This is a genomic window from Novilysobacter selenitireducens (genome assembly GCF_020026895.1).
GTDB classification, from domain to species: Bacteria; Pseudomonadota; Gammaproteobacteria; order Xanthomonadales; family Xanthomonadaceae; genus Lysobacter_C; species Lysobacter_C selenitireducens.
The window spans coordinates 337,996-353,972 of record NZ_JAINZW010000001.1 but is presented as its reverse complement, the minus strand read 5'-3'; the positions used below and the strand labels follow the sequence as shown (position 1 = coordinate 353,972).

Annotated in this window: 10 protein-coding genes; 8 read left to right on the top strand and 2 right to left on the bottom strand. The window is 71.8% G+C overall.

Translation table 11 applies throughout. From position 1 onward, the window contains the following. The first annotated feature begins 402 nt into the window (after nt 1–402). Complete coding sequence (locus K6753_RS01550; RefSeq protein WP_223674422.1) at nt 403–2,652, top strand: primosomal protein N'; 2,250 nt, start codon at nt 403–405, stop codon at nt 2,650–2,652. 3 nt (nt 2,653–2,655) lie between these two features. Here K6753_RS01550 and K6753_RS01545 read toward each other — a convergent pair whose 3' ends face one another. Next, nucleotides 2,656–3,408 carry an NYN domain-containing protein gene (locus K6753_RS01545; RefSeq protein ID WP_223674421.1) on the bottom strand — a complete coding sequence of 251 codons (753 nt, stop codon included), beginning with the start codon at nt 3,406–3,408 and terminating at the stop codon, nt 2,656–2,658. A 115-nt stretch (nt 3,409–3,523) separates the two neighbouring features. Here K6753_RS01545 and tal point away from each other — a divergent pair, with 115 nt between their 5' ends. The 3 genes from tal to K6753_RS01530 are packed head-to-tail and all read left to right on the top strand — an operon-like array spanning nt 3,524 to nt 7,073. Then, complete coding sequence (gene tal, locus K6753_RS01540) at nt 3,524–4,477, top strand: transaldolase (RefSeq protein WP_223674420.1); 954 nt, start codon at nt 3,524–3,526, stop codon at nt 4,475–4,477. Continuing rightward, nucleotides 4,474–5,796, top strand: coding sequence for an MFS transporter (locus tag K6753_RS01535; RefSeq protein ID WP_223674419.1), 1,323 nt, complete (start codon nt 4,474–4,476; stop codon nt 5,794–5,796). Before tal ends, K6753_RS01535 begins: the two co-directional genes overlap by 4 nt. Further along, entirely contained in the window at nt 5,793–7,073 is a 1,281-nt protein-coding gene (locus K6753_RS01530) for an NAD(P)/FAD-dependent oxidoreductase (protein WP_223674418.1), read from the top strand. The genes K6753_RS01535 and K6753_RS01530 overlap by 4 nt, the downstream gene beginning before the upstream one ends. Nucleotides 7,074–7,138: 65 nt before the next feature. On the opposite strand, the gene K6753_RS01525 is transcribed toward K6753_RS01530, so the two are convergent. Further along, a complete protein-coding gene (locus tag K6753_RS01525; RefSeq protein ID WP_425492034.1) occupies nt 7,139–9,538 on the bottom strand; it encodes a S9 family peptidase in 2,400 nt (799 codons plus the stop codon). 176 nt (nt 9,539–9,714) lie between these two features. Here K6753_RS01525 and K6753_RS01520 point away from each other — a divergent pair, with 176 nt between their 5' ends. The 4 genes from K6753_RS01520 to K6753_RS01505 all read left to right on the top strand — a co-directional run bounded on the left by K6753_RS01520 (nt 9,715) and on the right by K6753_RS01505 (nt 15,929). Next, nucleotides 9,715–11,115, top strand: a complete 1,401-nt coding sequence (locus K6753_RS01520) for a cytochrome ubiquinol oxidase subunit I (RefSeq protein ID WP_223674834.1) — start codon at nt 9,715–9,717, stop codon at nt 11,113–11,115. 97 nt (nt 11,116–11,212) lie between these two features. Further along, the gene (cydB, locus tag K6753_RS01515) at nt 11,213–12,226 is read left to right on the top strand and encodes a cytochrome d ubiquinol oxidase subunit II (RefSeq protein WP_223674417.1); all 1,014 of its coding nucleotides are present in this window, start codon (nt 11,213–11,215) and stop codon (nt 12,224–12,226) included. 120 nt (nt 12,227–12,346) lie between these two features. Beyond that, nucleotides 12,347–12,616: a YcgL domain-containing protein gene (locus K6753_RS01510; RefSeq protein WP_223674416.1), complete on the top strand. Its 270-nt coding sequence runs from the start codon at nt 12,347–12,349 to the stop codon at nt 12,614–12,616. Beyond that, nucleotides 12,609–15,929 (top strand): ankyrin repeat domain-containing protein, encoded by a 3,321-nt coding sequence (locus K6753_RS01505; protein ID WP_223674415.1) that lies wholly within the window; start codon nt 12,609–12,611, stop codon nt 15,927–15,929. Before K6753_RS01510 ends, K6753_RS01505 begins: the two co-directional genes overlap by 8 nt. Nucleotides 15,930–15,977: the final 48 nt, after the last annotated feature.

Sequence of the window (15,977 nt, the reverse complement as noted above, 5' to 3'; positions counted from 1 at the left end):
TTTGGTGCGGGTTTCGTGAAAAAAGCGGTTGTGCACAGCAGTAACGCCGTCGTCACATGGCATGCCGCCCCCGGTCTCGGCTGCCATGTGTCCGCTATGTTTCACGGCTAACTGACTGATTTAGTAGTAAATAGTCGCGATGGCGCTTTTTTCACCAAGATGGCCGCATCGCTTGTGCAACCGGTCTTTGACCCCCCTCGGCGGGTTCGGTCCACAGAGATATCCACATGCGATGTGGATAACGGCGGTTTCCCTTGTCCGACACGTACTTGCGTGAACTTCGTCACGCAACCGGCAGCTATGGCGCGCAACTGCATCGGCCCGGGGAGCGGGCGCCCCGCCGGCGTCCCCACGGCACCCCGCGCTTCGGATCGGGGTCGCCGCGGCCGCTAGACTGGCGCGATGCCGCCGGCCCGCGACGATGCCCCCTCCACTGCCCACCCACCGGCCGCCTGGCAGGTGGCCCTGCCGGTGCCGCTGGCGCGGCTGTTCGATTACTGCCCCCCGGCCGACGCCCGAGGGCCGGCCCCGGTTGGCAGTCGCGTCCGGGTCCCGTTCGGCGCCTCCGGCGAGCGGATCGGCGTGGTGGTCGGGTCGGCACCGATCCCGGCCGACGGCACCGCGCTCAAGCCGGTCTCGGCACTGCTCGACGACGCCCCGCTGCTGCACGGGGAGTTGCTCGACTCCCTGCGCTGGCTGGCGCGCTACACCCACGCCCCGCTGGGCGAGGTGCTGGCCACCGCCCTGCCCGGCCCGCTGCGCCACGGCGAGCCGTTGCCCGACACCCGCACCTGGGCCTGGCGCCTGACCGAAGCCGGTGCCACCGCGCTGGACGGAATGCGCGCCGGCCGGCCACGCCAGCTGGCGCAGGCGCTGCACGCCGGCTCCCTCGACGAGGCGGTGCTGGACGCCGTTCACGATGGCTGGCGCGCCGCGGCGCGCAGCCTGCACGGGCGCGGGCTGGTCGAACGCTTCGCACTGGACGACTGCGCGCCGCACACCGCGACCGGCACGCCGCCCGCCGCGCCCGGGCCCACCCCCAACGACGAGCAGCAGGTCGCCATCGACGCCATCCGCGGCGCCGCCGGCGGGTTCGCCGCGCTGCTGCTCGACGGTGTGACCGGCAGCGGCAAGACCGAGGTCTACCTGCAGGCGATCGCCGACTGCCTCGCGCGCGGCAAGCAGGCGCTGGTGCTGGTGCCGGAGATCGGCCTGACCCCGCAGACGCTGGCGCGCTTCCGCGCGCGCCTGGGCGTGCCGGTGCATGCGCTGCACTCGGGGCTGTCCGACGGCGAGCGTGCCCGCACCTGGGCGGCGTGCCTGCGCGGGCAGGCGCGGGTGGTGGTGGGCACGCGCTCGGCGGTGTTCCTGCCGCTGCCCGACGCCGGCCTGATCGTCATCGACGAGGAGCACGACGGCAGCTTCAAGCAGCTCGACGGCATCCGGTACCACGCGCGCGACTTCGCGCTGGTGCGCGGCAAGGCGCTGGGCGTGCCGGTGGTGCTGGGCAGCGCGACGCCCTCGCTGGAGTCGCTGCACAACGCCACCGGCGGCCGCTACGCGCACCTGCGCCTGACCCGCCGCGCCGGCCGCGCGCAGCCTCCGCGCGTGCGGGTGGTCGACGTGCGCAAGCGGCCGCTGACGGCCGGCCTGTCGCCGGAGCTGCTGGCCGACCTCGGGCAGGTGCTGCAGGCCGGCGGCCAGGCACTGGTGTTCAAGAACCGCCGCGGCTACGCGCCGGTGCTGCTGTGCCACGACTGCGGCTGGGCCGCGCACTGCACGCGCTGCAGCACGCCCGAGCGCGGCACGCCGATGACGGTGCACGGCGGCGGGCGCCGGCTGCAGTGCCACCACTGCGGCGCGCGTCGGCCGGTGCCCAACGCGTGCCCCGACTGCGGCGGCCTCGCGCTGCAGGCGCAGGGCGCGGGCACCGAGCGCATCGAGGAGGCGCTGGCCGAGCGCTTCCCGGACGTGCCGGTGCTGCGCATCGACCGCGGCACCACCCAGCGCCGCGATGCACTGGAACAGGCGCTGGCCGGGTTCGGCGACGCGCCCGGCATCCTGGTCGGCACACAGATGCTGGCCAAGGGCCACGACCTTCCCCACCTCACGCGCGTGGCGGTGGTCGGCATCGACGAAGGACTGTTCTCGGCCGACTTCCGCGCCCCCGAAAAACTCGCGCAGCTGCTGATCCAGGTGGCCGGCCGCGCGGGGCGCGCCGAGAAACCGGGCGAAGTGCTGCTGCAGACCCACCACCCCGAGCACCCGCTGCTGGCGACGCTGCTGTCGGGCGGCTACGCCGCGTTCGCGGCGGAAGAAATGGAGCAGCGCGAGGCCGCCGGCTTCCCGCCGTTCGCGCACCTGGCGCTGATGCGTGCGGAGGCGAAGCAACTCGACATCGCCCATGCCTTCCTGCGTGCGTCGCGCGAGGCGCTGGCCGACGCGGCGGCCGGCGCGGTCGAACTCAGCGGCCCGCTGCCAGCGCCGATGCCGCGCCGCGCCGGCTACCAGCGCGCGCAACTGCTGCTGTCGTGCCCGACGCGCGGCCCGCTGCATGCCGCGCTCGACACCGCATTGCCAGCCATCCATGCATTGCCCGACGCGCGCCGGGTGCGCTGGTCGCTGGATGTCGACCCGGTCGACCTGTACTGAGCTTCAGCGCGACCGCGGTGCGGCCTTGCGCGGACGCGTCACGGGCCTGTCGCGGATCCAGATGTTCTGGTGCTCGCGCTTGACCTCGAACAGCCCGGTCGCCTCGATCAGGTCGCTGAGCTTGCGGTAACCGTGGTTGCGCGGGTCGAACGAAGCCTGGTTGGCGATCTGGTGGCCGACCGCGCCCAGGTTGGACCAGCCGTCGTCGTCGCTGGCCAGGTCGACCGCGCCGCGCAGCAGTTGTACCAGCTTGGCGTCGCCACGCAGCTCGGTCGCCGTGCGTGCGCGGGTGGCGGTGGTGTCGCCCGCGCCCGACGGCTCGCCCAGCGCCTCGACGTAGGTGAACTTCGAACACGCGTTGACGAACGGCTCGGGCGTCTTCTTCTCGCCGAAGCCATAGACCTTCATGCCGTCGGTCAGCAGGCGCATCACCAGCGGGGTGAAGTCGGCGTCCGACGACACGATCGCGAAGCCGTCCAGGTTGCGCGCGTACAGCAGGTCCATCGCGTCGATCACCATCGCCATGTCCGAGGCGTTCTTGCCGCGGCTGTAGGCGAACTGCTGCACCGGGCGGATGGCGTACTCGTGCAGCACCGCCTCCCAGCTCTTGATGTGCGGGTTCTTCCAGTCGCCATAGGCACGCCGCACGTTGGCCACGCCGTAGCGCGCGACCTCTGCCAGGATCACGTCGACCTTGGCGGCCGGCGCGTTGTCGGCGTCGATCAGTACGGCGATGCGTTTCTCGGTGTCGGCCATGGCGGTGTCCGTGTGCGAAGTGCCGCCGAGCCTAGCGCAGCCCCGCGCATGACGCCGCCACCGGGGTTCACGCACAATGCCGGCCGACTTCGAACGACGACAGGCGCGACGCGACATGACCGATGCATTGCAGCAGCTGCGCGACCACTCCACGGTGGTGGCCGACACCGGCGACATCGAGGCGATCGCACGCTTCAAACCGCAGGACGCGACCACCAACCCCTCGCTGCTGCTGAAGGCTGCCTCGTTGCCGGCATACGCACAGCTGCTGCAGGCCGCGGTCAACGATGCGCGCGGCAACGACCGCACCGCGCGCGTGGCCGACGCCGGCGACCGCCTGGCGGTGGCCATCGGCGGCGAGATCCTCAAGCTGGTCCCGGGCCGGGTGTCGACCGAGGTCGATGCGCGCCTGAGTTTCGACACCGAGGGGACGATCGCGCAGGCCCGCAAGCTGGTCGCGCTGTACGACGACGCCGGCATCGGCCGCGACCGTCTGCTGGTCAAGATCGCCGCGACGTGGGACGGTATCCGCGCCGCCGAGCGTCTCGAGCGCGAGGGCATCCACTGCAACCTGACGCTGCTGTTCTCCTTCGCGCAGGCGGTGGCGTGCGCGGAGGCCGGCGTGTTCCTGATATCGCCATTCGTGGGCCGCATCCTCGACTGGCACTTGGCCAGCGGCGCGCAGGCGCCCGCCACGCCGGGCGACGACCCGGGCGTGCAGTCGGTGCGGCGCATCTGGCAGTACTACAAGCGCCACGGCTACGGCACGGTGGTGATGGGCGCGAGCTTCCGCAACACCGGGCAGGTGCGGGCGCTGGCCGGCTGCGACCGGCTGACGATCTCGCCCGACCTGCTTGAGGCGCTGTCGCAGGACACCGCGCCGCTGGCGGCCGCCCTGGCCGATGACGGCGAACGCCTTGCCGCGCCGGGTGCGATGTCCGAGGCAGCGTTCCGCTGGCACCACAACGAAGACCCGATGGCCACTGAAAAACTGGCCGACGGCATCCGCCGCTTCGCCGCCGACCAGCGCAAGCTCGAAGCCCTGCTGGACGGGGCGATGGCCGCATGAGCGCGGCCGCCGCGCCGCTGACGCCCGCGCGCCGCCTGCGCAGCATCTTCAGCGGCTCGGTCGGCAACCTGGTGGAGTGGTACGACTGGTACGTCTACGCGGCGTTCTCGCTGTACTTCGCGCAGGTGTTCTTCCCCGCCGGCGACCGCACCACGCAGCTGCTCAACACCGCGGCGATCTTCGCCGTCGGCTTCCTGATGCGCCCGCTCGGCGGCTGGCTGCTGGGCCGGTATGCGGACCGCCACGGCCGCAAGGCGGCGCTGCTGCTGTCGGTGCTGATGATGTGCGCCGGCTCGCTGATCATCACCTTCACCCCCGGCTACGACAGCATCGGCGTCGTCGCGCCCGTGCTGCTGGTGCTGGCGCGGCTGCTGCAGGGGCTGAGCGTTGGCGGCGAGTACGGCACCTCGGCCACGTACCTGAGCGAGATGGCCACGCGCGAGCACCGCGGCTTCTGGTCCAGCTTCCAGTACGTGACGCTGATCCTCGGCCACCTGCTGGCGCTGGGCGTGTTGATCCTGCTGCAGCAGGTGCTGTTGACCGACGAGCAGTTGCGCGAGTGGGGCTGGCGGATTCCGTTCGCGATCGGCGCGCTGGCGGCGGTCACGGCGGTGTGGCTGCGGCGCAACATGCTGGAGACCGAGACCTTCGCGCGCAGCGAGGCCGTTGCCGACACCGCCGGCCAGCAGCGACAGGGCACGTTGCGCGCCTTGCTGCAGCATCCGCGCGCCGTGTTGACCGTCATCGGCCTGACCATGGGCGGGACGCTGGCGTTCTATACGTACACCACGTACATGCACAAGTTCCTGGTCAACAGCGCCGGGCTCGACGGGCAGACCGCGTCGATGCTCAATGCCTCGACGCTGTTCCTGTACATGCTGATGCAGCCGCTGGTGGGCGCGCTGTCGGACCGCATCGGACGGCGCCCGATCCTGATCGCGTTCGGCGTGCTGGGCACGGCGCTGACCTACCCGATCCTCTCGCAGCTGCAGGACGTGCAGACAGCGGGCGAGGCGTTCTGGCTGATCCTGTCGGCGCTGGCGATCGTCAGCGGCTACACCGCGATCAACGCGGTGGTGAAGGCCGAGCTGTTCCCGGTGGAGGTGCGCGCGCTTGGCGTCGGCCTGCCGTATGCGCTGACGGTGGCGGTGTTCGGCGGCACCGCCGAATACGTCGCGCTGTGGTTCAAGCAGGCAGGCATGGAGAGCGGCTTCTACTGGTACGTCACCGCCTGCATCGCGTGCTCGCTGCTGGTCTACCTGTGGATGCCCGACACGCGCCGCACCTCGCGCATCGACGCCGACGAGGCCCGCGCGTGAGCGCGCCGCTACCGCACGTGGTGGTGATCGGCGGCGGCTTCGCGGGCCTGTGGGCGACGCGTGCGCTCGCTGGCTCGCCGGTACGGGTGACCCTGCTGGACCGGCGCAACCACCACCTGTTCCAGCCACTGCTGTACCAGGTCGCCACCGCCGGGCTGTCGGCGCCGGACATCGCCGCGCCGCTGCGCCACATCCTGCGCCGGCAACGCAACGTCGAGGTGCGCCTGGGCGAGGCCACCGGCATCGACCTGCCGGCGCGGCGCGTGCAACTGGCCGATGGCGACACGCTGCACTACGACCACCTGGTGGTCGCCAGTGGCGCCACGCACGCCTACTTCGGCCGCGACGACTGGGCCGCGCACGCGCCGGGGCTGAAGACGCTGGACGATGCGCTGGCGATCCGCCGCCGGCTGCTGCTGGCGTTCGAACGTGCCGAAGCCACCGACGACCCCGACGAGCGTGCCGCCTGGCTCAGCTTCGCGGTGGTCGGCGGCGGGCCGACGGGCGTGGAACTGGCCGGCACGCTGGCGGAAATCGCACGGCACACGCTGCGTTCGGAGTTCCGCCGCATCGACCCGGCGCAGGCCCGCGTGCGGCTGGTCGAGGCAGGCCCGCGCGTGCTGGCGTCGTTCCCCGAATCGCTGTCGGTACGCGCCCGCGTTCAGCTCGAGCGGCTCGGCGTCGAAGTGCTGACCGGCCAGCCGGTGGAAGCCATCGACGCACGCGGCTTCCGCATGGGCGGGGTCGACGTGCCGGCACGCACCGTGCTGTGGGCAGCCGGCGTCGCGGCCTCGCCACTGGGCGCGCTGCTGGACGCGCCACGCGACCGCGCCGGGCGCGTGCGCGTGGCGGCGGACCTCAGCGTGCCCGGGCATCCGGAGGTCTTCGTCGCCGGCGACCTCGCCGCCGTCGAACAGGACGGCCGGCCGGTGCCGGGCGTGGCGCCGGCGGCCAAGCAGATGGGCGCGCACGTGGCGCGCGTGATCCGTGCGCGGCTTGCAGGACAGGCCGCGCCAGCGTTCCGCTACCGCGATTTCGGCAACCTCGCGACCATCGGCCGGATGGCCGCGGTGGTCGACCTGCACGGCTGGAAGCTGTCGGGCGTGCTGGCCTGGTGGTTCTGGCTGGCCGCGCACGTGTTCTTCCTGATCGGCTTCCGCAACCGGCTGATCGTGCTGATCAACTGGGCGTGGGCGTACTGGAGCTACCAGCGCCACGCGCGGATCATCCTGGAGTCACCGGGCGACACCGACGGGGCAGACGGCGAGGCGCACTGACGCCAGAAACGGAAACGGCCCGCCGAAGCGGGCCGTTCCATTGTCGAACTTCGTACCTTGCGCGATTACTTCAGCGCCTTCTCGAACAGCTCGTGGATGCGCCGGTACTCGTCATACCAGCTGTCGCTGTGCACGAAGCCGTGGCGCTCCAGCGGGTAGCTGGCCAGCTCCCACTTGTCCTTGCGCAGCTCGATCAGGCGCTGCGCCAGCATCACCGAGTCCTTGTAGAACACGTTGTTGTCGATCATGCCGTGGGCGATCAGCAGGTGATCCTGCAGGCCGTCGGCGTAATCGATCGGCGAGGACTTGCGGTGCGCCTCGGGGTCGAGCTCGGGCGTGTTGAGGATGTTGGACGTGTACTCGTGGTTGTACTGCGTCCAGTCCGTCACCGGGCGCAGCGCGGCCCCGGCCTTGAAGGTGCCCGGCTCGCGGAACAGCGCCATGAACGTCAGGAAGCCGCCGTAGCTGCCGCCGTAGATGCCGGCGCGGTCGGTGTCGCCCTGCTTCGCGTCGCCCAGCCACGCCAGCCCGTCGAGGTAATCCTCCAGCTCTGGGTGGCCCATCTGCCGGTAGATCGCGGTGCGCCAGTCGCGTCCGTAGCCTTCCGAGGCCCGGTAGTCCAGGTCCAGAACGATGTAGCCGTCCTGCACCAGCATGTTGTGGAACATCTGCTCGCGGAAGTAGTTCGGGTAGCGCTCCGACACGTTCTGCAGGTAGCCGGCGCCGTGCACGAACATCACGATCGGGTAGCGCTTGCCGGGCTCGGGGTTGGCCGGGCCGTAATACTTGCCCCAGATCGTGCCGGCGCCGTGTGTGGACGGGATCTGCACGTATTTGGGCTCGATCCACTGGCGCGCCTTGAACTCGGCCGTGCGCGTGTCGGTGAGCTGCGTGGCGCTGCCGCCGGCGGCGTCGACGACCGACAGTTGCGGCGGCAGGTAACTGGTGGAGTGGCGCACCAGCAGGCGCGTGCCGTCCGGCGACAGTGCGAAGTTCTCCACGCCGTCCAGCGAGGTCAGCTCGCGCACCGCGCCGCCGTCACGGTCGACCGCGCAGACCTCGTAGTCGCCCGGCCACTGCCGGTTGCAGAGGAAATGGAAGGTGCGTCCGTCCGCGCCGAGCACCGGGCTCGACACTTCCCACTCGCCCGAGGTCAGCGCGCGTGGCGCGCGGCCGCCGTCGCTGACGTACAGGTGCGAATAGCCGGACTGTTCCGACAGCAGCCACAGCGCGCCGTCGGGCGTCCAGCCGAAGTCGTTGAAGTTCCAGTTGATCCACGCCGGGTCGGTCAGGCGGTGGCGCGTGCGCAGCTCGGCCTCTCCCGGGGTGACGGTGGCGATCCAGCGGTCCTTGTTGTCGACCGCGCGCAGCAGCACCGCGGCGGTACGCGAGTCGCTGCTCCAGTGGATGGCCGGGGCGCTGCCGGAGGCATCGGTCTCCACGCGCACGTCGCGCAGGCCGGTCAGCGGCTCCTTGCCGGCGGCCTCGCGCAGGTCGGCCAGCGGATCGGTCTTGATGCCCGGGAGGCCGTCCAGCTTCAGCTCGCGCACCTGCCCGCTGGTGGTGTCGACCAGCCACAGCGCGTGCGGCAGCGGCGCGTTGCGACCGACGCGGGTGCGGACCTCCTCGAACTCCTCGTACCCCGACTCGGTCACGTACTTGGGCATCTTGCCGGCGGCACCTTCTTCAGCGCCCTTCTTCGTGGTGACCACCAGCAGGCTTCGGCCGTCCGGCGAGAGCGCGCTGTCGACGATTTCGACCTCGGCGCCGAGGTAGGCGGTGGCCGGTGCGCGCGTCGGGTCGGACTTGCGCCAGGCTTCGTTCTGTTCGCGCACCGCGTCGCGGCGGTCGCGCTCGGTGCGCAGCGTTTCGATCAGCTCGAACTGGCGGTCGCGCAGCGCGTCGTCCTTCGGCGGCTTGGCCGGGTCGGCCTCGGCCTTGACCACGGCGGCCTGCGACAGGCCCTGGCCCGCGCGCCACTGGAACCAGTCATTGCCGGCGCGGAACACCAGGTTGCCGTCGACGCCCCACTGCGGGCGCGACTCGGCCGCTTCCGTGCGCGTGACCTGGGTCAACGCGCCGCTGCGCAGGTCGCGCACGAAGATGTCGCCGTTGCGCGCGAATGCCATGCGCGTGCGCTGCGCATCGAACACCGGGTTGGCGGCATCGAGCTGCGCGCGATCGGCGCCGTCGACCTTGCGTGACGCGCCGCCGCTCACCGGCACTTCGAACGTGTCGCGGATCGACTCGCCGTCGCGCTTGAGCTGGTACTGCGCACGCGCACCGTCCCACGACCACCAGAACTGCTCGACCGGCGGACCGATCCAGTCCGGGTCGGCCATCGTCTGTTCCAGCGAGATGGGCGTGCCCATACCGGCAGAAGTATTTGGTGCGTCCTGGGCCAACGCAGCGGGGACGGCGGCAAGGAACAACGACAGGGCAAGCGTCAATGGGGCCAGGCGCATCGGGACTCGACTCGACAGTGAAAACCGCCGCAGCGTACCAGCGCACGACGTTGCCGGATCGGGCTATCGGTCATGGTCGGGTGGACCCGCCTCCATACGCCGGCGCACAATATGCGGCGCGGCACACCCCGCGTGCCGTGGAGGCGCGTTGCGTGGAAGAGTTTCTCTCGCCGCTGATGCTGTCGCGGATCCAGTTCGGGTTCGTCATCTCGTTCCACATCCTCTTTCCCTCCTTCACGATCGGCCTGGCCAGCTGGCTGGCGTTCGTGGAATGGCGCTGGCTGCGCACGCGCGACACCGTCTGGCGCGACCTGTATTTCTTCTGGACCAAGATCTTCGCCGTGTCCTTCGGCATGGGCGTGGTCAGCGGCATCGTCATGAGCTTCCAGTTCGGCACCAACTGGTCGGTGCTGAGCGAACGCGCGGGCAACATCCTCGGCCCGTTGCTGAGCTACGAGGTGCTGACCGCGTTCTTCCTGGAGGCCACGTTCCTGGGCGTGATGCTGTTCGGTTGGAACCGCGTCAGCGAGAAGCTGCACTTCCTCGCGACCTGCATGGTTGCGCTGGGCACGCTGATCTCCACGTTCTGGATCATCTCGGCCAACAGCTGGATGCACACGCCGGCCGGCTACGAAATCATCGAGGGCGCGTTCCACCCGGCCAGCTGGTGGGACATCGTCTTCAACCCGTCCTTCCCCTACCGGCTGGCGCACATGGTGCTGGCCGCGTTCATCACCACCTGTTTTGTCATCGGCGGCGTGGCCGCGCGCTACCTCATGCGCGGCGAGCACGTCGATGCCGCGCGTCGCATGTTGAAGGCATCGGTGGTGTTCGCTGCCCTCACCGTGCCGACGCAGATCTTCGTCGGCGACCTGCACGGGCTGAATGTCGGCGAGCACCAGCCGACCAAGCTGGCGGCGATGGAAGCGCATTGGGAACACAAGCCCGCCGGCGAAGGCGTGCCGCTGGTGGTGTTCGCCGTCCCCAACGAGGACGCCGAGCGCAACGACTTCGAGCTCGCGATCCCGCGGCTGGGCAGCATCATCCTCACCCACAGCTGGGACGGCGAGATCCAGCCGCTGACCGCGGTGCCGGCGGACGAGCGCCCGCCGGTGGCGCCGGTGTTCTACCTGTTCCGCGTGATGGTCGCGATCGGCATGGCCATGCTGCTGCTGGTGCTGGCCTCGTTGTGGACGTGGCGGCGCGGCCGATTGTTCGAGGCGCCGTGGGTGCTGCGCGGTTGGCGGCTGATGACGATGTCGGGCTTCGCGGCGATCCTGGCCGGCTGGTACGTGGTCGAGATCGGCCGCCAGCCCTGGGTGATCTACGGCCTGCTGCGCACGGCCGACGCGGTGAGCGCGGTCGATGGCGGCAGCGTGCTGTTTTCGCTGGTGACATTCGTGGTCGTGTACTTCGGCGTGTTCGGTGCCGGTACGTGGTACCTGGTGCGCCTGGTGCACAAGGGACCGCTGCCGCACGAGCCGGCCATCGACAGCGACGAAGGCGAGAAAACCCCGATGCGGCCGCTGTCGGTGCCGGACGAATCGATGGAGGAAGGAGCGGAAGCACGGCGGTAACGCCGATGGCCGCGCCCCACGCCACCGTTTCCGCGAGGTGCGGCGGCGGGAATAGCAAGAGCAACACCGGACGATCCGCACTACCGCATTCGAGGACGTGACGATGGAGTACTGGCTTCCCGTGATCTGGTTCGGCGTGATCGGCTTTGGTGTGCTGATGTACGTGCTGCTGGACGGGTTCGTGCTGGGGCTGGGGATCCTGGCGCCGTTCGCCGAGGACGAGGGCCAGCTCGACCACATGATGAACACCGCCGCGCCGATCTGGGACGGCAACGAGACCTGGCTGGTGCTGGGCGGCGCCGGTCTGCTGGCGGCGTTTCCGCGCGCCTACGCCATCGTGCTGTCGGCGTTGTACCTGCCGGTGCTGGTGATGCTGATCGCGCTGGTGTTCCGCGGCGTGGCGTTCGAGTTCCGCTTCAAGGCCAAGCGCGCCAAGCGCTTCTGGGGCGGCGCGTTCGCGGTGGGGTCGATGGTGACGGCGTTCTCGCAGGGCGTGATCCTGGGCGCGCTGGTGGAGGGCATGCCGCTGCAGGAAGGCAAGTACGTCGGCGGCGCGTTCGACTGGTTCAGCCCGTTCTCGATGCTGACCGGCGTGGCGGTGCTGTTCGGCTACGCGCTGCTGGGCAGCACGTGGCTCATCCTCAAGACCGAGGGGCGCATGCAGCTGGTCGCGCGCACGCTGACCCGGCCGCTGGTGCTGGTGGTGGTCGCGTTCATGGGGCTGGTCAGCGCGTGGCTGCCGTTCCTGGACAGCCGGATCATGGACCGCTGGTTCGAGGGCGCGAACTTCCTGTGGCTGGCGCCGGTGCCGCTGGCCGCGCTCGTCAACGCGTTCCTGCTGTGGCGCGCGGTGATGGCCGAGGGACGCGATGCCGCGCCGTTCCTGCTGTCGTTGCTGTTCTTCGCGCTGGGCTTCGCCGGGCTGGTGCTGGGGATCTGGCCGAACATCGTGCCGCCGGCGCTCACTATCTGGGAGGCGGCCTCGCCACCGTCCTCGCAGGGCTTCGTGCTGGTCGGGCTGGTGGTGCTGCTGCCGGCGATCCTGGGCTACACCGCGTGGTCCTACAGCGTGTTCAAGGGCAAGATCGCCGCCGACGTCGGCTACCACTGACGTCGTCACCGGGCAGGCGCACACCGTGCCCCGCCCCGGCCTGAACGCCGGGGCCCGCGGGCGCGGCAGCGGACGGTATGCTGTGCGCCACGCCTTCCGCCGTGTGCCGCCCGGCCCCGCATGCACGCCTACGTCTACAAGAGCCTCCGCAAGGCCGACACCTACCTGTACCTGGCCGCGCGCGACGACTTCGCGCGCGTGCCGCCACCGGTGCTCGATCCGCTCGGGCGGCTGGAGTTCGTGCTCGATGTCGCGCTCACACCCGACCGCAAACTTGCCCGGGTCGACCCCGCGGTGGTGCGCGAGAACCTCGCACTGCGCGGCTTCCACCTGCAACTGCCGCCCGGCCAGCTGGACCCGATGACCGAGGACTGGGGCACCGATGCCTGAGCGCGTGTTCCCGAGATGGTGGCCGTGGGCCGCCGGCCTGGTGGGCGCCGCGCTGTGCCTGCTCGCCGGCGTCGGTGGCGTGGTGGCGGCATTGGCCGGCGTGGTAGCGCAGCCGATGCTGGCCTTGGCTGCGCGCGGCTTGAACCGGCGCGACGGCCTCGCGTCGTTCGCGGCGCTGCGGCGCGACGGGCTGGCGCTGCTCGCGCTGTGGGCCATGGCGATTGCCGCGATCGCGGTGCTGGCGGCGTGGCCGTTGTCGGCGCTCTTGCGCAGCGGCGCCCTGCTGCCGGTGCTCGGCCTCAGCGTGGTAGCCGGTGCCGCGGTCGTCGCGCTGTGGCGGACGTGGCCGCTGTGGCAGGGCCTGGCGCGCGACGGCGGAACGCCGCGCGAGCACATCGATGCCCTGCGTGACCTTGACACTGGCGCCTGGCGCGGCCTGGCGCTGGCGGCGGGCATCGCGCTGGTGGCCGCGCTGGTGCTGGTGCTGGCGTGGCCGGGCGTGGTCGATGGTGCCGGCGCATGGCTGGCTGCGGCGGCACTGCTGCTGACCTCCATTGCCGTGCACGTCGCAATGCAGCGCGTGGAGCCGGCCGAGCCGCTGCTGGTGCTCGACGCCGCCGAGGACGCCGACCTCCACCACGACGAACCGCTGCCCGTCCCCGGGCAGGTCCCGGCCGAACCGCTGGAGCCGGCGCTGTACGCGGCCGCGCGCGGTGGCCGCGTCGAACGCGCACTGGCGCTGCTGGAGGCGGGTGCCGACCCCAATGCCGAACCGCCGGCCGACGACCGCGATCGCCGCGGCCTGGCGGTGCTGGCGGCGGTACTGCCGGACCTTCGCCTGCTGCGCGCGTTGATCGCGCGCGGCGTCGACCTCAACGCCGGCCACGCCGGCATGACGCCGCTGATCGCCGCCACCCGCGACAGCTGGCACGGCCGCCCGGACGCGGTGATGACGCTGCTGGCCAACGGCGCCGACCCGCGCGCCACCGATGCCGACGGCAACACGCCGCTGCACCATGCCGCGCGCAGCTCCGACCCCGGCGTGGCCGCGCTGCTGCGCGATGCCGCGGCCGAACTCGACGTCCTCAACGCCGAAGGCCTGAGCCCGCTCGGCGTGGCGTGCGCGTCGGGCAACTGGCGCCTGGCGCGGTTCCTGCTGGAGCGCGGCGCGAAGCCCGAGCCCGCGGGCGGGCAACCGGCGCTGCTGGCCGCCGCCGGCACCGAGGAGGACGACCCCGCCGGCGTCGCCCTGCTGCTCAAGCAGAAGGCCAAGGTCGACGCGCCCGGCCGCCACCAGCGCACCGCGCTGCACGAGGCGGTACGCGCCGGCCACGTCGAAATCACCACCACCCTGCTGGCCGCCGGCGCCTCGCCCACCGCGCGCGACGCGCACGGCCGCAACGCCCTGCTGGAGGCGGCACGCAGTGGCGTGCTGGCAGTGTTCGAGCGCGTGGCCGAGCACCTGCCGCGCGAGGCAGAGGCCGAAGCGGCCGTGATCGACCACGATGGCCGCAACGCGCTGATCCTGGCGTGCACCGCCGAGTCGGCCAGCCCCGAGCTGGTGCGCCGCCTGCTGGCGATGGGGCTGGACCGCGACCATCGCGACGACACGGGCAAACGCGCCCTCGACCACGCCGCCGAAGCCGGCCGCTGGTCGCTCGTGGCCGCGCTCGATGCCGGCTACGCGATGCCGGCGTGCCTGGTCGATGGCGAGGCCGACGGCGACGAGGATGCAGTCCTCGCCGACCGGCCGCCGTCCGCGCTGCTGCGCGAGGCGCTGCGCGAGGGCCGCGAGCGCAGCCTCGCCTCGCTGGTGCCGTTGCTGTCGCCGGCCGAACTGGGCCGGATGCTGCACGACGATGATTCGCTGCCCTCGCCCGAGCAGGTCGAGTGGCTGCTGGCGCGCGGCGCCGACCCCGAAGCGCGCGATGCACGCGGCGACACCGCGGTGTTCGCGTGGCTGTCGCGCGGGCCGGGCGCGCTGGCACCGCTGCAGACCCTGCTGCGCCGGGGCGTGTCGCCGGCCGGCGCCGGCGGGCTGGCGCGGTTCGTCGCCGCCTGCGCGGCGGCCGAGCAGGCCGGCCGCACCTTGGAGCATCTGGCACTCGAGCTACTGGACCGCGGCGCCGACCCGTTCGCGCCGTCCCCCGCCGGCGACCCGCCGCTGACCCTGGCGGTGCGCCTGGGCTGGTCGAAGCTGGCCGCGCGCCTGATCGACTCGGGGGCACCGCTGGACGCGCGCGACAGCCATGGCATGAGCGCGCTGCACCTGGCCGCCGCGCTCGGGCGCGAACCGATGCTGCGGCAGCTGATCGCGCACGGCGCCTCGCCCCACCTGCTGGCCGCCGACGGCCAGACGCCGCTGGGCATCGCGCTGGCGTCGGGACGCCGCGACCTGGCCGACTGGCTGGACTGGCGCGGCTGGTCGTTGCCGGGACGCGCGCTCCACGCCCATGACGTGCCGGCCGCCGCCATCGTCGGTGACGCCGACGCGGTGCGGCGCCTGCTGGACCTCGGCCTGTCGGTGGACGCCGTCGACAACCAGGGCTGCACCGCGCTCCTGCGCGCCGCCGGCGGTGGCCACCACGCCGTGGTCGACCTGCTGCTGGCGCGTGGCGCCGACCCCAGGCTGGCCGCGCATTCGGGGGCGACGCCGCTGTCGGCCGCGGTCAGCATGCGCCACGTCGAGATCGTCGACCGCCTGCTCGCCGCCGGTGCGGATCTCGAGCAGCGCCTGCCGGGCGAGCTCACCGTACTGATGGTGGCCTGCGCGCTCGGCCTGGCCGACCTCGCGGCACGCCTGCTGGCGGCCGGCGCCGACGTGCACGCTCGCGATGGGCAGGGCCGCACGCCGGTGCACTGCGCGGCGATGTACGGCTTCGGCGCGCGCGACCGCACCCGCCTGGTCGCACTGCTCGATACGTTGCTGCTGGCCGGGGCCGAACCGGACGAAGCCGCGGCCGGTGCCACGCCGTTGCTGCTGCTGCTGGGCGCGCGCGCCGAGCCTGGCAGCGCCGCCGACGAGGACATCCTCGGCGCCGGGCTCGAACTGCTGGTGGACCACGAGGCCCGCCTCGATGCGCAGGACCCGCGCGGCTTCGGCCCGCTGCACCTGGCCGCGCTGCACGGGCTGCTGCGCACTGTGCAGTGGCTGCTGCGCGCCGGCGCCGACCCCGACCTGCGCGACAGCCTCAACCGCACCCCGCGCGAGATCGCGGTGATGCGCGGCTTCATCGACATCGCCGCCGAGTTCCAGCCGGCCACCGGCCCGCAGGACGTGTCGATGGCGCGGTTCCTGCGGGATCCGCGTTGAGCGGCGGCAGGGGCTAGGGGCTAGGGGCTAGGGACTTTTTCGTAGGCC